25 protein-coding genes and 1 pseudogene are annotated in these 23571 nt (G+C 41.7%); 15 read left to right on the top strand and 11 right to left on the bottom strand.

Annotated elements, in window-relative coordinates; genetic code table 11:
• Positions 1-10: 10 nt before the first annotated feature.
• Complete coding sequence (locus HWQ23_RS30670) at positions 11-577, top strand: DUF2808 domain-containing protein (RefSeq protein ID WP_292837202.1); 567 nt, start codon at positions 11-13, stop codon at positions 575-577.
• 140 nt (positions 578-717) lie between these two features.
• Positions 718-1227, top strand: a complete 510-nt coding sequence (locus tag HWQ23_RS30665) for a Uma2 family endonuclease (RefSeq protein ID WP_292837405.1) — start codon at positions 718-720, stop codon at positions 1225-1227.
• Between the two features lie 3 nt (positions 1228-1230).
• Here HWQ23_RS30665 and HWQ23_RS30660 read toward each other — a convergent pair whose 3' ends face one another.
• Positions 1231-1809 carry a Uma2 family endonuclease gene (locus HWQ23_RS30660; RefSeq protein WP_292837200.1) on the bottom strand — a complete coding sequence of 193 codons (579 nt, stop codon included), beginning with the start codon at positions 1807-1809 and terminating at the stop codon, positions 1231-1233.
• A gap of 296 nt (positions 1810-2105) precedes the next feature.
• Between HWQ23_RS30660 and HWQ23_RS30655 the strand changes: the two genes are divergently transcribed.
• Positions 2106-2273 (top strand): DUF433 domain-containing protein, encoded by a 168-nt coding sequence (locus tag HWQ23_RS30655; RefSeq protein ID WP_292837198.1) that lies wholly within the window; start codon positions 2106-2108, stop codon positions 2271-2273.
• Between the two features lie 36 nt (positions 2274-2309).
• On the opposite strand, the gene HWQ23_RS30650 is transcribed toward HWQ23_RS30655, so the two are convergent.
• The 3 genes from HWQ23_RS30650 to HWQ23_RS30640 all read right to left on the bottom strand — a co-directional run bounded on the left by HWQ23_RS30650 (position 2310) and on the right by HWQ23_RS30640 (position 6822).
• Positions 2310-2651 (bottom strand): XisI protein, encoded by a 342-nt coding sequence (locus HWQ23_RS30650; protein WP_292837196.1) that lies wholly within the window; start codon positions 2649-2651, stop codon positions 2310-2312.
• Positions 2639-3055, bottom strand: coding sequence for a XisH family protein (locus HWQ23_RS30645; RefSeq protein WP_292837194.1), 417 nt, complete (start codon positions 3053-3055; stop codon positions 2639-2641). The genes HWQ23_RS30650 and HWQ23_RS30645 overlap by 13 nt, the downstream gene beginning before the upstream one ends.
• Before the next feature lie 95 nt (positions 3056-3150).
• Positions 3151-6822 (bottom strand): nSTAND1 domain-containing NTPase, encoded by a 3672-nt coding sequence (locus tag HWQ23_RS30640; protein WP_292837192.1) that lies wholly within the window; start codon positions 6820-6822, stop codon positions 3151-3153.
• Between the two features lie 336 nt (positions 6823-7158).
• Here HWQ23_RS30640 and HWQ23_RS30635 point away from each other — a divergent pair, with 336 nt between their 5' ends.
• From HWQ23_RS30635 to HWQ23_RS30620, 4 genes are all read left to right on the top strand, one after another.
• A complete protein-coding gene (locus tag HWQ23_RS30635; protein WP_292837190.1) occupies positions 7159-7560 on the top strand; it encodes a CU044_2847 family protein in 402 nt (133 codons plus the stop codon).
• Positions 7557-8267: a TIGR04283 family arsenosugar biosynthesis glycosyltransferase gene (locus HWQ23_RS30630; RefSeq protein ID WP_292837188.1), complete on the top strand. Its 711-nt coding sequence runs from the start codon at positions 7557-7559 to the stop codon at positions 8265-8267. The genes HWQ23_RS30635 and HWQ23_RS30630 overlap by 4 nt, the downstream gene beginning before the upstream one ends.
• Positions 8268-8352: 85 nt before the next feature.
• Positions 8353-9126: a TVP38/TMEM64 family protein gene (locus HWQ23_RS30625; protein ID WP_292837186.1), complete on the top strand. Its 774-nt coding sequence runs from the start codon at positions 8353-8355 to the stop codon at positions 9124-9126.
• 221 nt (positions 9127-9347) lie between these two features.
• Positions 9348-10898, top strand: a complete 1551-nt coding sequence (locus HWQ23_RS30620) for a mercuric reductase (RefSeq protein ID WP_292837184.1) — start codon at positions 9348-9350, stop codon at positions 10896-10898.
• Between the two features lie 842 nt (positions 10899-11740).
• On the opposite strand, the gene HWQ23_RS30615 is transcribed toward HWQ23_RS30620, so the two are convergent.
• Together HWQ23_RS30615 and HWQ23_RS30610 are read right to left on the bottom strand one after the other, a co-directional pair.
• Entirely contained in the window at positions 11741-11998 is a 258-nt protein-coding gene (locus tag HWQ23_RS30615; protein WP_292837182.1) for a hypothetical protein, read from the bottom strand.
• A 204-nt stretch (positions 11999-12202) separates the two neighbouring features.
• Positions 12203-13066: an SDR family oxidoreductase gene (locus HWQ23_RS30610; protein ID WP_292837180.1), complete on the bottom strand. Its 864-nt coding sequence runs from the start codon at positions 13064-13066 to the stop codon at positions 12203-12205.
• A gap of 988 nt (positions 13067-14054) precedes the next feature.
• Between HWQ23_RS30610 and HWQ23_RS30605 the strand changes: the two genes are divergently transcribed.
• Together HWQ23_RS30605 and HWQ23_RS30600 are read left to right on the top strand one after the other, a co-directional pair.
• Positions 14055-15650: a peptide ligase PGM1-related protein gene (locus tag HWQ23_RS30605; protein WP_292837179.1), complete on the top strand. Its 1596-nt coding sequence runs from the start codon at positions 14055-14057 to the stop codon at positions 15648-15650.
• Positions 15651-15652: 2 nt separating this feature from the next.
• Positions 15653-15793, top strand: coding sequence for a hypothetical protein (locus HWQ23_RS30600; protein ID WP_292837177.1), 141 nt, complete (start codon positions 15653-15655; stop codon positions 15791-15793).
• Between the two features lie 198 nt (positions 15794-15991).
• Here the strand turns inward: HWQ23_RS30600 and HWQ23_RS30595 are convergent, their stop codons facing one another.
• On the bottom strand, positions 15992-16795 hold the full coding sequence (locus tag HWQ23_RS30595; RefSeq protein ID WP_292837175.1) for an SAM hydrolase/SAM-dependent halogenase family protein: 804 nt from the start codon (positions 16793-16795) through the stop codon (positions 15992-15994).
• Between the two features lie 113 nt (positions 16796-16908).
• On the opposite strand from HWQ23_RS30595, the gene pirA reads away from it, so the two are divergent.
• The gene (gene pirA / locus HWQ23_RS30590; protein WP_292837173.1) at positions 16909-17064 is read left to right on the top strand and encodes an arginine synthesis PII-interacting regulator PirA; all 156 of its coding nucleotides are present in this window, start codon (positions 16909-16911) and stop codon (positions 17062-17064) included.
• A 166-nt stretch (positions 17065-17230) separates the two neighbouring features.
• On the opposite strand, the gene HWQ23_RS30585 is transcribed toward pirA, so the two are convergent.
• From HWQ23_RS30585 to HWQ23_RS30570, 4 genes and pseudogenes are all read right to left on the bottom strand, one after another.
• The gene (locus tag HWQ23_RS30585) at positions 17231-17605 is read right to left on the bottom strand and encodes a hypothetical protein (protein WP_292837171.1); all 375 of its coding nucleotides are present in this window, start codon (positions 17603-17605) and stop codon (positions 17231-17233) included.
• Between the two features lie 115 nt (positions 17606-17720).
• Positions 17721-18140: pseudogene (locus HWQ23_RS30580) on the bottom strand (Uma2 family endonuclease); the annotation flags it as partial.
• Between the two features lie 364 nt (positions 18141-18504).
• Positions 18505-18960 (bottom strand): pentapeptide repeat-containing protein, encoded by a 456-nt coding sequence (locus HWQ23_RS30575; RefSeq protein ID WP_292837169.1) that lies wholly within the window; start codon positions 18958-18960, stop codon positions 18505-18507.
• Between the two features lie 307 nt (positions 18961-19267).
• Entirely contained in the window at positions 19268-20131 is an 864-nt protein-coding gene (locus tag HWQ23_RS30570; protein WP_292837167.1) for an alpha/beta fold hydrolase, read from the bottom strand.
• Positions 20132-20339: 208 nt separating this feature from the next.
• Between HWQ23_RS30570 and HWQ23_RS30565 the strand changes: the two genes are divergently transcribed.
• The 5 genes from HWQ23_RS30565 (at position 20340) to HWQ23_RS30545 (ending at position 23556) form a co-directional block, all read left to right on the top strand.
• Positions 20340-21158, top strand: coding sequence for a DUF1206 domain-containing protein (locus HWQ23_RS30565; RefSeq protein ID WP_292837165.1), 819 nt, complete (start codon positions 20340-20342; stop codon positions 21156-21158).
• Between the two features lie 33 nt (positions 21159-21191).
• Complete coding sequence (locus HWQ23_RS30560; RefSeq protein ID WP_292837163.1) at positions 21192-22346, top strand: glycoside hydrolase family 10-like protein; 1155 nt, start codon at positions 21192-21194, stop codon at positions 22344-22346.
• A gap of 12 nt (positions 22347-22358) precedes the next feature.
• Positions 22359-22778, top strand: a complete 420-nt coding sequence (locus HWQ23_RS30555) for a DUF2358 domain-containing protein (protein ID WP_292837161.1) — start codon at positions 22359-22361, stop codon at positions 22776-22778.
• A gap of 140 nt (positions 22779-22918) precedes the next feature.
• Positions 22919-23155 carry a hypothetical protein gene (locus HWQ23_RS30550; protein ID WP_292837159.1) on the top strand — a complete coding sequence of 79 codons (237 nt, stop codon included), beginning with the start codon at positions 22919-22921 and terminating at the stop codon, positions 23153-23155.
• Positions 23125-23556, top strand: a complete 432-nt coding sequence (locus HWQ23_RS30545; protein ID WP_292837157.1) for a type II toxin-antitoxin system VapC family toxin — start codon at positions 23125-23127, stop codon at positions 23554-23556. The genes HWQ23_RS30550 and HWQ23_RS30545 overlap by 31 nt, the downstream gene beginning before the upstream one ends.
• The last annotated feature ends 15 nt before the right edge of the window (positions 23557-23571 follow it).

The following is a 23571-nucleotide window of genomic DNA, read 5'->3' as shown; positions in this document are numbered from 1 at the left end:
ATCTAAAGTTATGCGCGTTGCAACTTTGTTTGGGATAACACTCTCGTTAGCAATAAGTATTGGAGGAGTTCCCGTGAGGGTGACTCAAGCAGTGCAGCTTAGAGATGGTACTGTCTACTTTGTCGAACCGCCGAAACTTGTTAAAGCGACAACTACTTACAAAGATGTGAATGTTTGGGGCGCGACTTATTATTTTACTATTAATTTGCCGGAGAATGCTGGAGAACCTCTCCAGAAGGTAACGATCGCACAGAGGGAGGGAGCGGAAAACATCGACTACAATCTTAATGATACCCGCGCCTTTGTCGGAACAAGCGACCGCAAAGAATCTCGGCTAACACTAGGCGCAGTCACAGCAGAACGCGAGACACGAACAGTTAATGTGAATTTTGATCCGCCTGTAACTCCGGGACAGACTATTACAATCGCCCTCCGCCCTGTAAATAATCCCAGCTTTTCTGGTGTCTACTTATTGGGTGTGACAGCGTTTCCGGTGGGTGAGAAATCCCACGGCCAATTTCTTGGCTTTGGACGGTTTCAGTTTTACAGCAATAGGGGAAGCTGGTGGTTTCCATAGGGTGCATTACGTCAATATCGAAAAAGTAGAATTAGTGCGCGTATAAGGAAAGTGTTTTTATGAGCATCCCACCTGTAGACCAGCCTACAGAAGAAAAACTGGTAACTCTCAAGGATGTTTCTTAGGAGCAATTCAAAGGGATTGAGGCACAACTTCAAGACAACCGCAATGTCAGACTGTCTTATTTGTCAGGAATATTAGAAATTATATCGCCCATTGGAGATAAACATGAAAAAGTGAAAAGTACTGTTGGCTTACTACTAGAAGCTTACATGAAAGAGTTGGGCATCCGATTTTACAGACGTGGTGGTTTCACTCTAGAAGAACCTGGGTATGCTTCTGGCACACCAGATGAGTCTTACAGTATTGGTAGTGAAAGAGAAGTTCCTGATATTGTTATTGAAATTATCGTCACCAGTGGAACCATTAACAGGAAGGAGTTATACAAGTCTAAAAAAGTGCCGGAAGTTTGGTTTTGTAAATCTAATGAAATAAAAATATTCCGTCTTAGCGAGAGTGGCGAGTATGAAGAAGTTAACCGGAGTGGCTTTTTTCCAAATTTAGACCCCGCTTTACTACTGTGTTATATCGCAATGCCTGAGCAGTACGATGCTATTATTCAATTTGAGCAAGTGAACCGAAATCAATAATATTTATCTCCAGATTATTTGCAAATTTAAAATAAATCCTGGTAAAACATCTTCTCCTGATAATTCTTCTGGGGATGTTAATATTTCCACTGGTTGGCCAAGACGATAAATTTCTACCTGACGCATTTTGGGATTAATTAACCAACCTAATTTCACTCCATTATCGATATATTCCTGCATTTTCTCTTGCGTTTCTCTCAAAGTATCGCTTGGTGACATTAACTCTAAAACAAAATCTGGGGCAATTGGGGGGAACTTTTCTTTTTGTTCAGGTGTGAGTGCATCCCATCGCTCTTGTCTAATCCAAGCAACATCAGGAGAACGGTTTGCACCATTGGGAAGTTTAAAGCAGGTGGAAGAATCAAAGCAAATTCCTAAGTGAGTTTGGCGATTCCAAATTCCGAAGTCAACAGAAATTTCAAAATTACGATTTCCAGTTTCTCCGCCTGTAGGTGGCATGATTAGAAGTTCTCCGGCTGCATTGCGTTCAAATTTGACTTCCGGGTTTTCCCGACACAACTGATAAAATTGGTTGTCGGTGAGTTGGATGATGGGGTTTAAATTAATGGCGATCGCTGTCATAGTAATTATGTTGAGATAGTAATTTCTGCCGTGTTGTAGTATTACTGTGGCAGAAGTTTGCCTACTTTTTACAAGGGCTTAAACGGCTTAAGCCCCTTGTCTAGTTAATTAATTGAGATGGTAGCTGGATTTACGCCGTGTTGTACTAGTACAATATTCCTTAATGAATAGAGATTTAATTATGGTTCAAGCTACAGAGCATATTTACATAGTTAGGGATGATGCAATTCTGGGTGGTGAACCGATTTATTCGTGGAACACGCACACCTGTGAGAGCAATTGTAGAAACTTAGCGCATGGGAGTTGCACCGGAAGAAATTCCCCAAGGCTTACCACATATTACTTTAGCTCAAGTGTTTGATGCTTTGAGTTACTATCTTGATCACCAAAATGAAATCAATAGTTATATTCAGCGTAACCGAATTCCAGATGAGCTCATTGACCCGTTGCTTCAATACCTATGAGCCAAATTTTTATTAGCCTCTATTTGGAAATAATATTTAAACCGTTGCAAACTCAGTATATTTCCTCACTTCTGGAGGCTGAAAAGCCAAGACAATATCACTTGCAGGAACATTTAAACGCATTAACTCAGTTGCCATTCCTTCCTCAGTCAAATCTTCTTCAATGTAAAATTTTTCATTTTTAATGCGAATATAGACAGAAACTCCTTTAACTCTTTTCCCTTCTTTCCAACCAATATTGAACCACAAATATTGACTTCTGTCATCATCAAACATTAATACTTCATCCACATCAGCAACAGGAACTTGTGAAGAAATTCTTTGGTACTCTGTTAAAATTTGCTTGATCAGATTTTGATATTGAGTTAACTTGTCCATTTGATAATCTCCTGTTTATTCATATCAATAACCAATAGTGAGACTTGATATTTCGCTACAACTAATTGAATTGCAACTTTTTGAAAGAAATCTTCATAGATTATTTCTCCTATTGCCAAATATAATTCCTGTTCAGGATTTTCAAGAGAAAGAAAAGCTTTATAAATGAGATACTGACCTAATGCGGTTTCAAAATCACGCATCGGAGAATGGCTCAGAAAACTTTTAATTTCAATAACAATTTGTTTTCCTTCTCTACTCGCCGCAATGTTTTTTTCTCCAGCAAGATCGGCAAACAGTTTAACTTCTTCATATTTAATTGGATAAGGATCGGCTGTAATTATCCAACCATCGTTAATTAATGCGTTTTTAACCGCATCATGGTATAAATCTTTCGCTGGCATTTTCTCTCTGGCAATCCAGACAAAGTAACTATTAGGGCTAGTTAATATAATTGTACTAAGAGCAGTTATATTTGCGATAATTCATTCTTTAGAATTCACTTAGCTGGTTTGAGTTGTTTGAGTTTGAATAGTAGATTAGGCTGGAAAGTAAAATCAAGTGGTTCGGGTGGTAAACCAAGCTTAGTACGAAAATCCTTGTCATATTTTGCTTGTTCCCAATTTTTAGTAGATTTAATTTGTTCAACAATCAGGTTTTTCACACCTCTAAGGTCAGCAAAGCTGAGGTTAGCACCACTGAGGTTTGTAAAAAAGCTGAGGTTGGCACTACTAAGGTTGGCACCGCTGAGGTTAGCACCACTGAGGTTTGTAAAAAAGCTGAGGTCGGCACCACTAAGGTTGGCACCCCTGAGGTTAACACCACTGAGGTCAGCACCTCTGAGGTCGGCACCTCTGAGGTCGGCATTAGGAGCAATTAAGTACATTTGTTGCTTAGTAGGATCGAACTTCTCAGGAAACTTAGTTTCGTGAGTGTAAATAGCACCTTTGAGGTTGGCACCTCTGAGGTCAGCATCACTAAGGTTGACACCTCTAAGGTCAGCTTTGCTGAGATTGGCACTACTAAGGTTGGCAAAGTTGAGGTTGACACCACTAAGGTTGGCAGCGCTGAGGTTAGCACCACTGAGGTTTGTAAAAAAGCTGAGGTCAGCACCTCTGAGGTCGGCACCTCTGAGGTCGGCATTAGGAGCAATTAAGTACATTTGTTGCTTAGTAGGATCGAACTTCTCAGGAAACTTAGTTTCGTGAGTGTAAATAGCACCTTTGAGGTTGGCACCTCTGAGGTCAGCAGCACTAAGGTTGACGCCTCTAAGGTCGGCTTTGCTGAGGTTGGCACTGCTGAGGTTTGTCCAAAAGGAGAGGTTAGCACCTCTAAGATTGGCACCACTGAGGTCAGCACGGCTAAGGTTGACCAAGATGAGGTTAGCGCCGCTAAGGTCGGCATCTCTAAGTTTGGCATCAGGAGCAATTAAATACATTTGTTGCTTAGTAGGGTCGAAATTCTCAGGAAACTTAGTTTCATGAGTGTAAATAGCACCTTTGAGATTGACTTTGCTGAGGTTGGCACTGCTGATATCGGCACTGCTGATATCGGCTTTGCTGAGGTTGGCACTGGTAAGGTTAACTTTGCTGAGGTTGGCACTGCTGATGTCGGCACTGCTGAGGTTGGCTTTGCTGAGGTTGGCACTGGTAAGGTTAACTTTGCTGAGTTTGGCACTGTAGAGGATGGCATCGTTGAGGTTGGCATCACTGAGGTTGGCATCACTGAGGTTGGCATCATTGAGTTTGGCACCGTTGAGGTTGGCATCACTGAGGTTGGCACCGTTGAGGATGGTACTGTTGAGGATGGCACCGTTAAGATCAGCAGAACTGAGGTTTGCACGACTGAGGTCATTACGGCTGAAATCTTGGTTAGCTAGACTGTCACCAAGTCTTACAAGCGTTTCCAGTGCCTTAATTTTTTCCCGGCTGTACTCATTTCCTTTAACAGTATCGACTGTATGCCAAAGAATCCGTTTGGTAACTACAATACCCACAATTACAGACATAATCAGTGGAATAATTAAAACAAAACCAACGAACTTAAGACGATTATTTCGTTTTTGTTTAATGCTTACTTGAATAAACTCAATAGCCAAGTCAGATAATTTCCAGTCTTCAGCTTGTTGCTCATGAAAATCCTTTGCACTTCTCAAACGGTTTCCCTGAAAGAGGTCATCTTCTGCCTTTCCCCGATCTCGCCATTCAACAGCTGCCGCTTCAATTTTCCGCTTTTGTCGTAATATATCCCGATTTTCCTCAATCCACTGGCGCAATAGCGACCAATGGCGAATCAGTGCTTCATGGGCTACATCTATGACAGCAACTTGATCAAGACCTGACCCCTTCTTAAGCAAGCTACTGCTAACAATTAACTTCTCATCTGTTAACCGTTGAATTACGCTATTAATCACAACCTCTGGATACTGTAATGTGACGAAATCTCGTTGCAAAACCTGCTTGCGGGTATCTTCTGTTCCTTCTCCCAATTGTGTCAGTTCTAAAAAAATCCGCTTTGTTATCTGCTGTTCTTCAGGTAATAATGACTCATAAACTTCTGTAGCGCGTTTTTGAAGTGTTCCTCTGACCCCACCCAGTCGAGTGTAGGCATTAAGGGTTAAGCGTTCCTCAGTCCTTTGCTTCCATATTTCTGTCAGCGTGTACTGCAATAATGGTAAACTCACCGGAGAGCTTTCTACATCTACAATCATCTGAAGAATTAACTCAGGTTCGACTTCTAAGTTCACCTGTTTTGCAGGTTTGAAAATTGCTTTTGTTAATTCCTCTCGACTCATTGTTGTTACTGTCACCAAATTATCCTGAATCTTCTTGGCTAGTCCCCCATATTCCTGTTTAATACGCATGTCAAAGAAATCAACTCGCATCGTTATTACTAAGCAAAGTTTATTGTCATGTCTCTGCAAAGCACCTAGCAAACATTCAAAAAACTTCTGTCGTTTTGCAATGTCTTGACACAGGGTAAAAGCTTCTTCAAACTGGTCTACCACTAGCACAACGCGCTGAGTTTGCCTACCTGTAATTAACTGTCCTAAACCAACTGCACCTCTAGCTATTAATTCTTCAGCTTTTGCTAATTGAGATGCGCGTTCAATATCTGATAATTCTGATTCTACAAATGCCAGTGCTAAATTTTGTAAGGGGTTAATCCCTGGCCGAAATATTTTCAACTGCCAAGTATCGCTACCTGATAATCTGCGTCCTAACTTTAATTGATAAAGTAAACCAGCTCTGACAACACTAGATTTACCACTACCTGATGCTCCCAACACAGCGAGGAAATTACCCGATCGCACTTTTTCTAATAATTCGTCGGTTAATGCTGTTCTGCCATAAAATAATTTAGCATCTGCTTCTGTGCAATCAAAATATGACAACCCTTTGTAAGGACAAATAGCTGATATTTGTACTGTGGAGTAAACAGGAGAGGAATTCCATTTGCGAGTGAGATTAATTGCTTCACCAGAGTTAGCAAATATGGGACGCTGGGGGAACGGGTGATGTTCTTGATTGAGCAAGTCTACTAAGGTGTAGTTACTCACCCAACGGTCTTGTTTTGGTTCTAAACCTTTCAGCAGTGCAGCAGTGAGAACGCTGTGTTGGCTGTTAATCTCTTCAAAAGCTACTTCAAAATCACGAGAAGCCGCAATAAAACACCTGTCTCTGCCTTTACCCCGATCGCCTGGATCAGCCTCTACAAAATTTAGCACTTCTCCGCTATAGCAGCAATCCAAAATCACAATTTGTTGTCTTACCTCACTTTCTTGCAGCAATCGCCGCAGCCATTGTAGAGATAATCCCCAATTACCTGCATCGGGGTTGACTTCACTTGTCGCTAAAAAACCTTCCTGAATCCCTTGATTTTTCCGTAATCCATGACCAGAAAAATACAGCAGTGCTGTGTCTGGCGGCTTCCCATCTGGCTTAAACAATTGAACGATCGCTTTTTCTAACTGAGTTAAACTAACTTTAGTTTGCTTACCAATGCGAATCGTCTCATTTTCCTTGTCTTTGACTGCTGGGAGCCGCGTTACCCGAAGCTCCCCATATTGTTGTAAGATTTGAGCGATCGCTTCAGCATCGGCAGCTGGTGCGTTGAGACATTTTAAGCGGTCATACGTATTAATTCCCACCACCAAAGCGTCTCGACTCATCTTAGAAAGCCTATGATAGTTGTGCCGAATTATTTTCAGCTTATACAAGAAATTTACTGCATTTTCCGTAAAAATGTTTAGCACACTTAAGCCCTGGCGAATAGAATTCGCGGCTACACAGGCAAAGTCCGCCTCCGCGGACTAACAAAAACAAGGGGCTTAATGACTTGTTGAAACCCACGGAGGTGGGTTTTGTTTGTGTAGACGCGGTTTCTAACCGCCCATTTCACTTGTTAAAACCCACGGGGGTGGGCTTCCTTTGTCTAAACGCGGTTTCTAACCGCCCATTTCGCGTTAAATTGACTACACGCAATTCTTTTAGGCGAGATTTATCCCATGACTCAACTCACACCTATTCAGTTAGAAGATGGCACGATTATTTACATTGAAGCTACAGGTAATGTAGATGCTCCGCCAGTCATTACCGAAGTTTCTCCAGAGGGAGAGGAAGAAGCGCTAATTGATAAGGGATGGGATGCTGATGCTGCACAAAAACAGATAGTGCAAAATTTCCAAGCAATTGAAGGCACAATTCGAGCTTACACTGTTCATGCACTTAATGCTTTTAAAAAAATCCCTGTTGCTAATATTGATAAAGTTACTCTAGAATTTGGGATCAAAGTTGGCGGTGAAGCAGGTATACCTTACATAACTAAAGGCACGGCTGAAAGTAATCTTAAGGTAACGGTACAGTGTTCATTTCCTGACCAACTGGAAAAGAAAACTCAGCAATCATGAGTCAGAATATTGGCGCTGCTAAAATTTCGATTATTATTCCGGCTATTAATGAAGCAGGAAATATTAAAGAAGCAATTGCGACAACTCAACAGAGCATAAATATAGAAGTCATATTAGTAGATGCTGGCTCAAAGGATGGCACAGTAGAAATTGCTCAATCATTAGGTGTCAAAGTTATCTCATCATCTCTCGGTCGTGCTGTGCAAATGAACGCGGGTGCTTTAGCGGCTAGCGGTGAGATTCTGCTATTTCTCCACGCAGATACCCGTTTGCCAACGGGGTTTGATGAGATGATTCGCACAGTGCTACAACAACCTGGGATTGTGGCTGGTGCGTTTAACTTGCGGATTGATGCCTCACTTTTAAGTTTACGATGGGTGGAGTGGGGAGTAAATATGCGATCGCATATTTACCAAATGCCCTATGGCGACCAAGCAATTTTTTTAACAAAAGCAGTATTTCAGCAAATCGGCGGTTTTCCTGAATTGCCCATCATGGAAGACTTTGAACTCATGCGTCGTTTAAAACGCACCGGACGCATTGTAATTATTCCCACACCAGTTGTTACCTCAGCCCGTAGATGGTTGCAAAAAGGAGTATTCAAAACTACGCTACTTAATCAAATAGTAATTATTGCTTATTTACTCGGTGTTTCACCTAAGCGAATTTGTCGCTGGTATCGCCGAGAAAAATTTAAGAGGGTTTAAGCTATTTCTGATGTAGCTAGTATATCTTAGGGTATTGGATTTAAGCTTTTAACGGATTTAAAAATTCCTCTTACCCGTGCAAGTTATGAACAAGCAATTTATAGTAAATCGATTTAATCCTGGAGATTTGCGGAAGTTTTTTAGATTGATTGTATTAATATTACTAGTACTTAGTTTTGCTTTTTCATTAAACACACACCCAGCTTTGGCACAAGAATCTGCAAATCCAAATTCTTTCAATCCCCAAGCTATTTTACGCGAAGCCTTGCAGTGGATTGATAGCCTTGGTACGGTGGGAATTATAGCTTTTATTGCCGTTTATATTATCGCTACCGTTGCTTTTTTCCCAGGTTCTATTCTCACCTTGGGAGCTGGTGTGATTTTTGGTACAGTTTGGGGTTCTCTCTACGTGTTCATTGGTGCAACCTTTGGTGCTACTGCTGCTTTCCTTGTGGGACGTTATTTAGCAAGGGGCTGGGTTGCTGGTAAAATCGCAGATAACAAAAAATTTGCCGCGATTGATCAAGCTGTTGGTAGAGAAGGATTAAAAATTGTCCTGTTAACGCGACTGTCTCCCATATTTCCTTTCAATTTATTGAACTATGCTTTTGGCATCACGGGAGTTTCACTTAAAGATTACTTCATCGGTTCTGTAGGTATGATTCCCGGAACTATTCTGTATGTTTATATTGGTTCCCTTGCGGGTAATCTGGCCATGATTGGGACTGAGGCTCAACCTACCAACCCGACTTTACAATGGGCAATTCGGATTTTGGGTTTGATTGCTACAGTCGCTGTGACAGTTTATGTAACCCAGATTGCGCGGAAAGCTTTGGAAGAAAAGATAACTAGCAATTAAAATGCTAAAGATAAATTATCCATTGCTGAAACCTTTATACAGGAAAGCTTTAATAGTATCTGTCAATTCCAGACGGACAAAACAGTTTAAAGGCTGTATTCATTGTTAAATAAGCATTAAAAATAAAAGATTGAGCCGCCTAAATTTATAGGTATTCTTAATTTTGAATACCGCAAAGGCGTTGACTTGAGCATTTTTAATTCTCAAATGAGGTTCCACTAATGACCAATTCAGAATTCGAGAGAGTCACAGTTCGCCCAATGGATGAGTATAACCAAAAGTTGGTGTCTTACGTCCATCCGCCAAATTGGGTTAATCCTCAACCCGCAGATGTTTACGATTTGGTAGTAATTGGGGCTGGTACGGCGGGATTAGTCGTGGCGGCGGGTGCGGCGGGTCTGGATTTGGGTTTAAAAGTGGCGTTAATTGAAAAGCATCTCATGGGTGGGGATTGCTTAAATCTTGGTTGCGTACCATCTAAAACTATTATTCGGTCTGCCCGCGTCGTTGGCGAAATCTGGAATGCTCAAAACTTAGGAGTTAATATTCCCCAACATAATATTGATGTTGATTTTCCTAAAGTCATGGCCAGGATGCGGCGGGTTAGGGCTGGTATCAGCCATAACGACTCGGCTGAACGCTTCTCATCGTTGGGTGTCGATGTCTTTTTGGGTAGCGGTCGATTTGCAAGTAAAAATTCCGTGGAAGTTGGCGACCAAACCCTCCGGTTTAAAAAAGCTGTAATTGCGACTGGCGCAAGAGCTGCACAACCCCCGATTCCGGGAATTGAAAAGGCGGGTTATCTAACTAATGAGACGGTTTTTTCCCTAATTCAACGACCGGAACGTTTGGCGGTGATTGGTGGCGGCCCCATTGGTTGCGAATTAGCGCAAGCTTTCGGGCGCTTGGGTTGTGAGGTGATACTTTTTCATAGCGGTTCTCATCTTCTGAATAAAGAAGACGCCCAGGCGGCTGAAATTCTCCAAAAGGTTTTGATTAGCGAAGGAATTCGCCTGGTGTTGAATTCCAAGTTGGAAGAAGTGGTAACTGTCACCGAGGGGAAACGGCTTTACTTTTCCTCCAATGGTCATCGAGATTCGGTGACAGTAGATGAAATTTTAGTCGGTGCGGGGCGATCGCCGAATGTGGAAGGTTTAAATTTAGAAGTAGTGGGTGTAGAATACGACAAGCGCGAAGGTGTGAAGGTAAATGATTATCTCCAGACGACGAATCCCAAAATTTATGCAGCTGGCGATATCTGTATGAACTGGAAGTTTACCCATGCTGCTGATGCCGCAGCGCGGATTGTGATTAAAAATACGCTGTTTTCTCCCTTTGGCTTAGGACGCTCGAAACTCACTAATCTGGTGATGCCTTGGGTAACTTATACTGACCCAGAAATTGCCCATGTAGGGTTGTATGAACACGAGGCGCAGAAATTGGGTATTGAGGTGACGACAATCAAGATACCTTTTAATAGTGTAGACCGAGCGATCGCAGATGGTGAAGAGTCGGGATTTCTCAAAATCCACCATAAAAAAGGGTCTGATGAAATTATCGGTGCAACTATTGTCGCCAGTCACGGCGGTGAGATGATATCAGAAATCACTACGGCAATGGTAAATAAGATCGGTTTGAGTAAGTTAAGCAGTGTGATTCATCCTTATCCTACTCAAGCCGAAGCTATTAAAAAAGCAGCTGATGCTTATCGTCGTACACTGCTGACATCAAATACCAAAAAAATATTGGGATTTCTGACAAAGTTATCTTGACCAAAATCAGTTATTAGTTATCTGACTGTTCACTGTTGACACTCACCGCACCTTTAGGCGCGGTGATTCTTGGTTCAGCTAGTCCACTTAAACTCCCCAACTGAAGCGACTGGCGTGGGTTGGGGGGATATTCCGGGGCAAAGTATCACTAACACCAAGCGTATTGACTAATAAGTAATCGGACAAAAATATTTACAGTCATTGCGATCGCTCCCGCAATCACATTGTGTAATTAATTCAGGACTTACGCATTGACAATAAATACCAAATAGGTATATGTGAAAAACCACATCTTTCGTAGGGGTAAAGCGCATTGCTTTACCCCTACAGCATCGTCAATTTACGTAGTTTACCGCCGTAGGCATCGCAGGATAATTAACAAAAGCCTGAAAACTTCCGGGAGCATCGTTAATTCACATCATGATGCATTTGTACAGTACGTAAGTACTAGGATTTATGAATATTTCGACTACAGCGTTTAAGAACGGTTAAGCGAGGAATTTAAAAGCCAGGAAGCCGGCGATATTGTCGATCAAATGTCGTGAGGATTGCAGGTAATCGGCCGGGATGCGATTGACAACAGCTGCTTTGCGTCTACGCTGGGGGATTATTGGGAGGAATGTTAGGTACGATCGCTACTGTCTGGGCTTATTTTCTGCAATGAGGATTAGAAGTAGCGATCGCTGTAGGCACTAGTACCGCAAGGCGGAAGTCAAAAGTCAAAAGTCAAAAGTCAAAAGTATTATGGAATAACCTATGAGAGGGATTTGAAATGGTTGCTCTATTTACGCCGTGGCCTACTAGTCTGGTATGACAAATGACAAAGGACAAATGACTAACTTTTACAATTCTGATGCCGTATCTGGAGCAACAATTTCGCCAGTACCCAATTGTAGTATCAAGTCCTGCTCAGTAATCAATCCGCTGAGTTCTTTCACTTGTAAATTCATTTCTTCACAAGCTTGTCTGAGTTCTCGTGCAAATTTGTTGAGGTCTTGACCATAGCCACATTGATAAGCAGCAGTTTCAATTCCTTGCTTGGCATTTGCTCTAGCACAATCTACTAGTTCCGTGCCATGCAGTGGTGTAGGAGATGCCATAGACGTAGTTATTATTTCTTAAATGTTTGCTGCTAGATAGAGTACCAATATTTTAACATTAACTCATCCCTCCAATGGAAGACAATGAGGGTAGAGTTTAGAGTTAGGAGTTAAAAGTTAAGAGTTAAAAGTTAAGAATATATTGTTTCTAATTCCTAACTCCTAACTCCTAACTCCTAACTCCTAACTCCTAACTATATTTACTTAGCCATTGACAACATCTCCACCATTGACATGTAACACTTGTCCAGAGACATAAGAACTATCATTAGAGGCTAAATATACGTAGCTAGGAGCAACTTCTTCTGGTTGTCCGGCTCGTTCCATTGGTACTTGCTTACCAAAAGTTTCAACTTTCTCTTCGGGAAAAGTTGAGGGAATTAAAGGTGTCCAAATTGGCCCTGGCGCGACAGCATTAACGCGAATTCCTTTTGAAACCAAATTTTTTGATAAGGAGCGAGTAAAGGCAACGATCGCACCTTTTGTAGAGGAGTAATCTAGTAGTTGTGGACTACCTTTATAAGCTGTTACCGATGTGGTATTGACGATAGAACTGCCTGGTTGTAAATGCTTGAGTGCAGCTTTAGTCATGAAAAACATCGAGAATATATTAGTGCGAAAAGTTCGCTCTAGTTGTTCTTTGGTGATTTCCTCGATACTTTCTTTAGGATGTTGTTCGGCGGCGTTGTTGATCAGAATATCAAGTTTGCCAAACTCACCAACTGTTTGTTGTATAGCTTGCTGACAAAAACTTTCATCGCCAATGTCGCCTGCAATGGTTACTGCACGACGCCCTTGTTTTTCTACCAAATCTTTTGTTTCTTTGGCATCGTCGTGTTCATTCAGGTAAAGAATCGCCACATCTGCACCTTCTTTAGCAAATGCGATCGCTACAGCACGACCAATACCACTATCTGCACCCGTAATCAATGCTACTTTATCTTGTAACTTGCCACTACCCCGATACTGAGCATCATCTGCCTTGGGTTTTGGCGTCATTTCTGATTCAACCCCTGGTGCTTCTTGTTGCTGTGGCGGTTGTAATTTTTGTTCTTCTGAGTTAGCCATAGGTTTTGTTTTGGTAATTGAATATTGAATATTGAATTGGGCATTAGCGATTATTAAATAACCACCCTCTGCCTCTTCCTGATTCCAAAAGTAAACCTTGGATCGGAAATTCAACCCAAGGTTTATTTTTTGCTTTGGCTCTCATTAGCCATTTGCAATTTTAGGCGGCTCTACACCGAATGTTTGCCAAACGTACTTATTGCTGACAACTATACGTAGCTGACATTATTTATCCTCACATCTGACGACTAAAAACAACTAGACAACTCTCATCTGATGAAGAGTTTATCCTTTTGATCTGCTTTCAAGTTAACTATTATGTTGCTGTAGTTTATCGCTCCCTAGAGGGAAAGCCAGCTAAAATTTGCTCAACCTTAAGGCATAAATTAACAATTCAAAATTCATGCATTTAAAATTGTTGGATTAAAGACATTTTGCCTACGGCACGCTATTCGTGAACAGATTCTTATTTAAACGCTGACTGAAACTGAGGCTACGTGTAATGGTTGGGGTCTTAAACCCTTTAATTTACAATAAATTCAAGAAATAAGAGCTACTTAATTAGTTTATTATGATATGTTCCGGTTCAATAATCGTGCCGTTTTGGATAAATAAAAATATAGATTTCTACTTTCTTCCTTGGTAATTGTAAAAATACGTAGAATCATGCTATTGGAATCGTATTTGATTTTTGTTCGCGCAGCGTGGCGTAGCCATAATTATCTACGTAGGCGGGGAGTGGGGAGTAGGGAGTAGGGAATAAGGAATAAGGCTTTTCGAGTTGTACCGAGCTTTTTCAGAAATCAAATATTAGTCCTATATCTACTGTCGTTAATATTAATTTAGGTTGATATTTGTATAGCTGCCTTCTTGCAAATTAAATTTATTGCAAAAGTACCTGAATTTTTACGTCGGGACTATACCTCCAGACTAATCTTCCAAAAGGCTGCGTGGTGCGCTACATTGAGATCATTAGAGGGCAGGGGTTATGGCAACACTAAATATTTCCGAGTTAGAGCAGGTTGAAAAGTTTCGCGACTTACAATTAACTCTGAGCGAACGCTGGAAAACGAGCGAGTCATTTGACAATAGTGAAGCGGATATTTTAATTATTCCCTCCCTAAGTCTCGACCAGCGCGAACTCCAAAAGATCGAAGGCTGCGAACATTATGAAGAAAGATTACTATTTTCCTTAATTCGGTTACAGAATCCCCGGACGAGGCTAGTTTATGTAACATCTGTACCTCTGCATCCTAGTATCATTGATTATTATCTGCAACTGTTGCCAGGAATTCCCTTTTCTCATGCTCGCAATCGCTTGCTGCTACTTTCTACTTACGATTCCTCCCTTAAGCCTTTGAGCCAAAAGATTTTAGAACGCCCCCGTCTGCTAAAGCGGATTCATCAATCTTTGAGGCTAGACAAATCATTTATGATCTGCTATAACTCTTCGCAATGGGAAGGGGAATTGTCTGTAAAATTGGGTGTACCACTGTATGCTGCTGCACCAAATTTACAGATTTGGGGGACGAAAAGTGGCAGTCGGGAAATCTTCAAGGAAAGCGGAGTACCACATCCAGATGGCAGCGAAAAAGTTTGGAACCACACAGATTTGGCAGAAGCTACTGGTGATTTGTGGGAACGACAGCCAACATTACAACGGGTAGTGGTAAAACTCAATGAAGGCATTTCTGGAGAAGGAAATGCATTGCTGGATCTTAGACCGATTGAACATCTCGCACCAAGCAAAGCTACTCATGCTCAAAGGGTAGAAGCAATTAGCGATCGCTTCTCAACAATGCGCTTTCAAGCAAAACAAGAGAGTTGGGAGAATTTTTCCGGAAGAATCGGGGAATTAGGGGCAATTTCCGAAGCATTTGTGGATGGGAAAATTAAGCGATCGCCCAGCGTCCAAGGACGGATCACACCCACTGGCGAAGTGGAAATCCTTTCAACCCACGACCAAATTCTTGGAGGCCCAGACGGTCATATTTATCTTGGTTGCCGCTTTCCGGCTGATGAAAGCTATCGATTGCAATTACAGCAATTGGGACTACAAGTTGGCAGAAAGCTAGCAGAGAAAGGCACTTTAGAGCGATTTGGCGTAGATTTTATCGCCGTTGATCAGGGTAACAAAGAGTGGGATATTCAGGCGATCGAAATTAACCTGCGTAAAGGCGGCACAACTCATCCATTCATGACCCTGAAATTATTAACGAACGGTCGCTATGACCTTTCCACGGGTTTATTTTATAGTCAGCAAGGTCGTCCAAAATACTACATTGCCACTGATAATCTCCAAAAAGAGCGCTATCGGGGATTATTGCCTAATGATTTGATGGATATCATCGCTCACCAGAGACTACACTTCGACAGTGGTACTGAAACGGGCACAGTGTTTCATCTTATGGGTTGCCTTTCGCAGTTTGGCAAGTTAGGATTAACCAGCATCGGTGATTCCCCGCAACAAGCACAAGACATTTATAACAAAGTTGTCAAAGTTCTGGATGAAGAAACCCGCAGCGAAAATCATGATTTCTCGGCGTTTTCAGATTATTCCTTTCCCGTGGTTTGGGATGAATAGAGGTGAACTACTCAGAAAAAGCCTACGGCTGTTCGGCTTTGCCGTTCCCGAAGGGTAGTCTGAGCTTCTGTGCGATGTTCGATAAATATCTTGAGGAAGTTTTCAGGCTTTTCTTAATTATCCTGCGATGCCTACGGCGGTAAACTACGTAAATAAGCTGTTGCGCCTTTAATTTGCACTAATATTTTTTCAATATGATTGTGGGGTGGGTCGAAAAGCCCGCCCTGATAAACCTGGCAAGGAACCAAACTTTAAAACCTTCCCCCTGGACATCTGCCAACTGTGGAAAGAGGATATAAGTTTGATGTTTCTCTTGATGTGGCACTCACCAGGTGCGGTATTTAAGTTAGTATAACTTGAAGCGTTTCTTGCCAATCTAACTGCAACTTTGAGTGAGCATTGCCGCTATTAATGGCAATTTCTACCCAGCCGTGACTGCCAACTAAAGCTATTATCTCTCCAACCTTGACATCACTGTAAGTTTCACAGCCTGGTATACTCAACCCAACAGTTTGCACATACCAAGTTTTGCCTTGTACGTAACTTGCTGGAATGTTGCTCACTAAGTTGCCAAAATTGTCAATATATTGAATGCAACCCACTACACCAGTGGTTGTCTGTTTGCACTCCCCTATATCCAGTTTTACCAAACTTGCCGGATCAATTTCTTGTCCTAGCTGTTTGAGGGAGACACCACTAGCAAGATTAGCTCCCACTGGTGCAAAGATATCTCTACCGTGAAAAGTGTTGCTTGGTTGAGGAGTTCGCCAATAGTTAAGATTTGTGAGTTCGACGGCACAGGTCGCTGGACTTTGACTCAATACCCCGCTAAAGATACCATTATCTGGGCCGACGAGAAACCCTTGAGCAAATTCTACTGCGATCGCTCGTCGCTTGCTTCCCACACCCGGATCTACTACTGCCACATGCACTGTCCCAACTGGGAAATAGGCGTAAGCATTCATCAGGCAAAACCTGGCTGCTTTGATGTCTTGTGCCCCAATTTGGTGCGTTAAGTCTACCACCGCCAGTCTGGGGTTGATTTGGGCTATGACTCCCTTCATTATGCCTACATAAACATCGCGATCGCCGAAATCGCTCAGTAAAGTCACGAGTGTTGGTTGACCGATCTGGCTCTTGGACATATTTTTGTCAAATTAATTATATAAAAAGAATATTTTCTGTAGCAACAGTTACAAAATATGTGCTATGTTAAGAATACAAGACATAAAGCGAAAAATTAAAAAAGGTAATCACTATGAGTCAAAATAGACTACAAAGTGTGAGCAAAGGACAAGAAGCTCACAGAGCGAATATTCAAAAAAGCCTAGAGCATCGCTTGGAAGTAGCCAGAGCAAAGGGCGACGAAGAACTGATTCGTCAACTAGAAGCTGAGATGAGGTATTCCAGCTAAATCAAGTTTTCATTGTTCATAGTTTTGTTGTGTAACCCGCTACGGCGGGTTTTTTGTTTTCAGGGGGTTTCCTGGCAATTTCGCTCTGACAGCGTTTTTCAATTAATTGAATTACCCACTCCCTAGTACAGACGCAATTAATCGCGTCTCTCCCCATTCCCCATCTTTACACTTCCGGCTCAACACCCAAGGCTCGTAACTGTGCTGCCAAGCGTTCAGCCCGTTGCAGGGCAGTTTCTTTAGCTTCTCGCTCTTGTTCGGCTCGTAAGCGTTCTTGTTCGGCTCGTAAGCGTTCTTGTTCGGCTCGTTCTGCACCAGTAGGAATCATATTCCCTGTGGCGTCACACCACCTAAGCCAAACATCCCGCTTACCTTCATACGTACCTTCCCACAAACATAAACCTAGCTCAACTTCAGTCAGCCATTGCTCACTCATAGGTATGTATTGCCGCCCTCGCAACTCGTACATCTGTAGAACTTCACCACGAAGTTGCCGAGTTGGGTCAAAGATAATGTAAGTAAGTCGGTGAGAATAAATCAAACTAGATTAAGTAATGTAAAAAATCTTGAGATTAGTTCGTAGTGAGGACTTTAGTCCTCAAATGATGGCTGAAGCCCTCACTACAAACCTTGAATTATTCACACCGCTCTACTTAGTACATTACCCGCATCCTGGCATACTCTAAGATTTTCCGTCCTGTTTCATTGCCTTCTCGATTTGAAACAATTTCAATTACCACCTCTGGCGGTTTACCAAAGTCCCAGAAGAAATAAGAGCGATGCCGTTTTTCCCACCAGTTTTCAGCTACTTGTACATCCAGGCTCAAGAATACATCAGGTACAATCGGCGGTTGCTTGCTACTGGGAAACAACCCCACATTGGCGGCCACGAGAAACCCTTGGGCATTACTTGCGCCGTTCCAAGAACTGTAAAGGGTTTCTGTTAGTAGCCGTTGTTGTTTTTCAGATGGCAGATTATCCAAGGGTTCATCGTCCTCTGTTACCAAATGACTAACATCTGGTAACAAATCTTCTGGTAATAAGCCAGCGTCTGTTAAGGTGATAGATTCACTCATAAGGAATTCTGGGGATAGCAGCTTAATTCTATTGTGGCAGCAGGATCAATTCACTTCACGCCAGCAGTAGATTTTCTACACCTACTGTTGTCGTAGTTGCTACCTGGATAATCCTACTGTATTCACATCTGTAACCCGATACAGATTAGGAAGAGGATGATTTTTGCGTGGATATCGGCTCAATTTTCATAAAAAACCCCCTCTGCTTTCGTCATAGTAAAGTGATTACAAGGCAGAGAGGATTCATTTTTTATTTTTGTATAGGCAAATTTTAAGGAGAATGCTGGCAAAAAACCAGTTTCTCTGATTTAAAGCCTGCAAAAACCTATCTTGTGTTTATTTTAACCTGCCTACTCAGTTCAGCCTATTTCCAATCAGGAATCTCGGCATCTTCTCCACCAATACCGATTCCAGTGTTATATATTTTCGCATCCGTGAGGTTGAGATCATTCATTGATGCTTGATACACATTAGAATCGTTAATCGTAGCGCGAGTAAAATTTACCCCGTTGAGATTGGTTTGCTTCAAATTCACATTGGTTACATAAGCCGATGTTAGGTTAGCACCTGCCAAGTTTGCACCAGTTAAATCAGCACCTTCGAGGTTAGCCCCTACAAGGTTGGCTCCTTGGAGCTTCGAGCCTCTCAAATCAGCACCAATTAAATGAGCGCCACTGAGGTTAGCTCCCGATAGATCACACTTGACACATTCCCCAGTTGAAAGCAGCTTTTGTAAGTCCTGCGGATTCCCGGCTCTAACCGAGCTAGTGAAAAATAGGGGAGTTGCTAAGGCCATGGCCGCTAATAGCTGGAGTTTCATAATTTTCCCCCTTAAATAATCAAGTTGCGTCCGTTCTGTCCCTCACGACTCTATTATCTCACTAAACTTCGTGAGGTCAATCTATCTATGCCCTCAGAAGTTGGTTGCGATCGCAAACAGCTATCCTAGAGAAGGAAAAAATGTCATTTCTTCTGTTTTTTGACGATTTTTAGTCGATAAACCTGCCAATGTTAAATCACTGTTAAATCTTTTTAAAAGCTTGGACTACTCGCCAGAGATTGTCTATTTTTACAAGTATTTATACTTTATCTATTGATTTCATAACATATTAGCAAATAGTCTTAGGTTAAGTCTTGAGAAATTCTCGCATATACTGATTGACCAACTCAGGCTGTTCTTGCTGCACCCAATGGCCACAATTAGGAATGTATTTGATTTGAAAGTCCCTGACATAGGCTACGGTGTCGTAGGTTAGTTCCTTGCCGAGTGCAGTGTCATTTTCTCCCCAAATCATCAGCGTTGGCACTTCTAGAACGCCCCAATTTGGATTTAGCATTCTCTGTTGAAAAATATTGCGGTAATAGTTCAACATTGCTGTAAGGGCACCGCGTTTTGCAGCAGCATCTTTATAAGCGCCAATATCCGCTTTAGTGAAAGCACTCTTGTTAACTGCTGTACCTTTAAAAGCTGTTTCAATAGCTTGGTAGTCTGAAGATTGTAAAAGTAATTCTGGTATCCACGGTAGTTGAAAGAAGAATATGTAGTTGCTACGTAGCAACTGTTGGGGAGTGCGTAACCCTTGGGCAAATTTGGCAGGATGAGGCAGGTTAAGGATAATTAATTGCTCTAGGATTTCCGGGTGAGCATAGGCAAAATTCCAAGCGATCGCACCACCCCAATCATGTCCAACTAATACACATTTTTGGTATCCTAATCCCTTAATTACTCCCTGAATATCTTTGACAAACTCATCCATTACATAAGCTGATTGCTCATTTGGTTTATCACTATCATTGTAGCCACGTAAGTCAAGGGCGACGACTTTAAAATCTTGGGCAAATTCTGGTATTTGATGCCGCCAAGAGTACCAAAACTCAGGAAATCCATGCAACATCAACATTAAGGGGCCTTCGCCTTGGGTAACGTAGTGTAGTTTTACCCCATTGGTAGTTATATATTCGTGTTTCCAAGAACTTTCTATTAGAGACATAATTAATCTAAATTTAGCATTATAAAACACTAAATAGTAATACTGTACTTAATAAGTGTAATATTATTTTGAGCAGCCTCACATCTATTAAAAGACAGTATTACGATAGTGATTTTTTGGAAAAACATTAGACAATTTGCCCTGAGGTAGATGCGAATCGTGGGTAAATTTTGGTAAAAGGTAGATATAATAATTCTCTCCAACTACCATGACACAACAGTTGACAAACCATGCTTCATTGTGGGTTGAGCGACTGGGGCGATTTGGCTATGTTTCCAAGGGAGTAGTTTACGGTATAGTTGGACTACTGGCAGCACAAGCGGCTTTTGGTAGGGGTGGTAAAACAACTGATACCCAAGGCGCTCTCCAAACAATCGTCAACCAGCCATTTGGTAAATTTTTGCTGGCTTTAGTTGCGGTTGGCTTGATTGGATACGTAATCTGGCGTTTTGTACAGGCAATTAAAGACCCAGAAAATAAAGGTAATGATGCCAAAGGTTTGGCAGTGCGAATTGGTTACGCAGTTAATGGCCTGATTTATGCAAGTTTAGCCTTAAGTGCTGTACAAATCGTTATGGGTACAGGTAGCGCTAAAAATAGTAGTGATTCTACTGAAGATTCGACAGCACGTTTGCTTTCTCAACCCTTTGGTGAATGGTTAGTTGGAACTGTGGGGGCGTTTGTAATTGCTCTAGGTTTCTATCAGTTTTATCAAGCTTTTAGTGGCAAATTTCGTAAAGAACTCAATTTAACTGAGTTAAGCAACACACAAGTCCAATGGGTAATGAGGATTTGCAGATTTGGTTTAGCGGCACGGGGTATAGTATTTTCCATTATCGGCCGGTTTTTAATTAAAGCAGCAAGACACTCGAACGCCGCTACCGCAGAAGGTTTAGATGAAGTATTACAGACGCTAGCGCAACAGCCTAACGGAGCATGGCTTTTGGGTATTGTGGCACTAGGTTTAGTTGCCTATGGGATTTACACAATAATACAGGCGCGGTATCGTCGGTTAGTCAATATTTAGATGTTGCAGTGCCGAGAATTTCAATTTATAGAAATGGCAATAATAGAAACCCGTGGTATTTGGCTGACAACTACTGATAGTAAGGTTCTCAGGTCAAAGCAACGCATTGCTGAGGCGATGGATTTCCTGGCCGAGACGGGATTTAATGTGGTGTTTCCCGTTGTTTGGAATAAAGCAGTAACTTTATATCCTAGTCAAACAATGCAGCAGACATTTGGAGTCGAAATTGACCCTATGTCTGTAGGCCGTGACCCTTTAGAAGAGGTGATAATTGAGGCGCGGCGAGTTGGGTTGAAAGTTATTCCTTGGTTTGAATACGGTTTTGCCAGTTCCTATAATTTGAATGGTGGTGTACTTTTACAGAAAAAACCGGAATGGGCGGCGCGTGATTGTAATGGTAACTTACTTAAGAAAAACGGCTTTGAATGGTTGAATGCGCTCGATTCACAGGTGCAGGAATTCTTCTTGAACTTGGTGCTGGAAGTTGTAAAGAATTATGATGTGGATGGTGTTCAAGGTGACGATCGCTTCCCTGCATTACCCTGTGAAGGTGGCTATGATCTGGGAACTGTCACCCGCTATCGCCAGGAATTTGATCGCAATCCGCCACAGAACCCCAAGGATAGACAATGGTTACAGTGGCGTGCAGATATTCTCACTGACTTCTTGGCGAATCTCTACCGGGAGGTGAAAGCCGTGAATCCTAACTTATTGGTAGCGATCGCACCTAATATCCATGATTGGGCATTCCAGGAATATCTGCAAGACTCGCCCACATGGCTGAAGCGGGGAATAGTTGATATGATTCAGCCGCAGATTTATCGCCGTGACTTTAGGAGTTATTCTGCGATCGCTGATAAACTAGTAAACCAGCAGTTCACAGATGCGACACTGCCGAAGTTAGCACCGGGAATACTGATGAAGCTTGGCTCTTACTGCATTAGTCCAGAATATCTGGTGCAGGCAATTGAATACAATCGTCAACTTGGGATTCAAGGAGAGGTATTCTTTTTTTACGAAGGTTTGCGCGAAAATAACAATAACCTAGCTAAAGTTTTGCGAAATGGCCCCTATGCTAAGTCTGCATCATTTCCCACTCTGTCAGATTTGAGTGCGGGTAGCGTGAGTCACAAGGGGACATCTTCTATTTGGCGAGGAGTAGAAAGGTTGTTCAAAAAGATTTTTTAAGGAAAAATGCGCGTGGAATCTCAATTATCGGTGGAACGGGTAATTAATACTTTAAAAGAAGATTTACCAACCCTATTTGAAAAAGATATTTCATATCACATTTATGCAGATGATATCTACTTTAAAGACCCGGTAAATACATTCAAATATAAATTTAACTATCGGATTATATTTTGGACTTTGCGATTTCATGCTCGGCTATTTTTTACCCAAATTTACTTTGATGTGCATGAGGTTTATCAGTCAGCCGAAGATACGATTTTAGCCAAGTGGACAGTGCGGGGAGTGTTACGCGTTCCTTGGAAAGCAGGTTTGCTTTTTAATGGCTATTCAACGTATAAACTTAACCAAGATAATTTGATATACGAGCATATCGACACTTGGGATCGTAAACCAGGGGAGATTTTACGGCAGTTTTGGCAAAGAGGATAAATGGCTAATTAGCTATTAGATAATCATTTTTTATGCGAAGAATAATTAAGATTGAAATAGGTTGTTAAATTTAGTTGAAATAACCTCTAATTTTTAAGTAAGATAATGATAAGCTGGTGATAAAAGTTAAGGTTCTAAAAATGGAGAAAGCAGTAAAGTTAGAAGAAGCTCTTGAATTAGTAAAGCAGCTTTCACTAGTAGATAAAGTACGCTTGATTGAGCAAGTCGCACCTCAAATTGAAAAAGAGTTGACAATGATTCAGCCGAAACGGCGAAAGTCTTTGAGAGGGTTGTGGCGAGGAAGCAATATCAGTGAGTCAGACATTTCAGAAATTAGAGAGCAAATGTGGGTAAACTTCCCTCGAAAGGACGTTTGATGTCTAATTTGGTAACGGATACCCATGCTCTGATTTGGTATTTAGAAGATAGTTCGCGTCTTAGTCCTGCTGCTAACCAGGCTTTTGAGGAGTGTGAACGCGGTGCAATTGTTATTTACATTCCAACAATTTGCCTTGTAGAAATTGTTTATTTACAGGAAAAAGGACGTATATCAGAGGATATGAAGTCTCAGCTAGATGCTGCATTAATAGCTGGGAATAGTGGGATGATTCTAGCAAATCTTACAGATGAAGTTGTTACAGCATTGGCAACAATACCACGAGACAGTGTTCCTGATATGCCTGACAGAATTATTGCAGCCACTGCTAAATATTTGGGTTTACCCCTAATTAATAGAGACACTAGAATGCCTTTATCTGGGGTAGCTATAATCTGGTAGGATAAAAATCTTTGT

This window comes from Nostoc sp. JL33 (assembly GCF_017114985.1).
In the GTDB taxonomy this organism is placed as follows: Bacteria; Cyanobacteriota; Cyanobacteriia; order Cyanobacteriales; family Nostocaceae; genus Nostoc.
Note: the sequence above shows the minus strand (reverse complement) of the source record. Positions and strands in the feature narration are given on the sequence as shown.

Bases quoted from the DNA above. Each gene is read 5' to 3' on its own strand.
- HWQ23_RS30640 (WP_292837192.1), bottom strand. From the start codon at position 6,822: ATGAGTCGAGACGCTTTGGTGGTGGGAATTAATACGTATGACCGCTTA.
- HWQ23_RS30620 (WP_292837184.1), top strand. From the start codon at position 9,348: ATGACCAATTCAGAATTCGAGAGAGTCACAGTTCGCCCAATGGATGAG.
- pirA (WP_292837173.1), top strand. From the start codon at position 16,909: ATGAGTCAAAATAGACTACAAAGTGTGAGCAAAGGACAAGAAGCTCAC.
- HWQ23_RS30610 (WP_292837180.1), bottom strand. From the start codon at position 13,066: ATGGCTAACTCAGAAGAACAAAAATTACAACCGCCACAGCAACAAGAA.
- HWQ23_RS30595 (WP_292837175.1), bottom strand. From the start codon at position 16,795: ATGTCCAAGAGCCAGATCGGTCAACCAACACTCGTGACTTTACTGAGC.
- HWQ23_RS30575 (WP_292837169.1), bottom strand. From the start codon at position 18,960: ATGAAACTCCAGCTATTAGCGGCCATGGCCTTAGCAACTCCCCTATTT.
- HWQ23_RS30635 (WP_292837190.1), top strand. From the start codon at position 7,159: ATGACTCAACTCACACCTATTCAGTTAGAAGATGGCACGATTATTTAC.
- HWQ23_RS30650 (WP_292837196.1), bottom strand. From the start codon at position 2,651: ATGGACAAGTTAACTCAATATCAAAATCTGATCAAGCAAATTTTAACA.
- HWQ23_RS30655 (WP_292837198.1), top strand. From the start codon at position 2,106: ATGGGAGTTGCACCGGAAGAAATTCCCCAAGGCTTACCACATATTACT.
- HWQ23_RS30670 (WP_292837202.1), top strand. From the start codon at position 11: ATGCGCGTTGCAACTTTGTTTGGGATAACACTCTCGTTAGCAATAAGT.
- HWQ23_RS30645 (WP_292837194.1), bottom strand. From the start codon at position 3,055: ATGCCAGCGAAAGATTTATACCATGATGCGGTTAAAAACGCATTAATT.
- HWQ23_RS30570 (WP_292837167.1), bottom strand. From the start codon at position 20,131: ATGTCTCTAATAGAAAGTTCTTGGAAACACGAATATATAACTACCAAT.
- HWQ23_RS30630 (WP_292837188.1), top strand. From the start codon at position 7,557: ATGAGTCAGAATATTGGCGCTGCTAAAATTTCGATTATTATTCCGGCT.
- HWQ23_RS30625 (WP_292837186.1), top strand. From the start codon at position 8,353: ATGAACAAGCAATTTATAGTAAATCGATTTAATCCTGGAGATTTGCGG.
- HWQ23_RS30605 (WP_292837179.1), top strand. From the start codon at position 14,055: ATGGCAACACTAAATATTTCCGAGTTAGAGCAGGTTGAAAAGTTTCGC.
- HWQ23_RS30660 (WP_292837200.1), bottom strand. From the start codon at position 1,809: ATGACAGCGATCGCCATTAATTTAAACCCCATCATCCAACTCACCGAC.
- HWQ23_RS30550 (WP_292837159.1), top strand. From the start codon at position 22,919: ATGGAGAAAGCAGTAAAGTTAGAAGAAGCTCTTGAATTAGTAAAGCAG.
- HWQ23_RS30565 (WP_292837165.1), top strand. From the start codon at position 20,340: ATGACACAACAGTTGACAAACCATGCTTCATTGTGGGTTGAGCGACTG.
- HWQ23_RS30615 (WP_292837182.1), bottom strand. From the start codon at position 11,998: ATGGCATCTCCTACACCACTGCATGGCACGGAACTAGTAGATTGTGCT.
- HWQ23_RS30560 (WP_292837163.1), top strand. From the start codon at position 21,192: ATGGCAATAATAGAAACCCGTGGTATTTGGCTGACAACTACTGATAGT.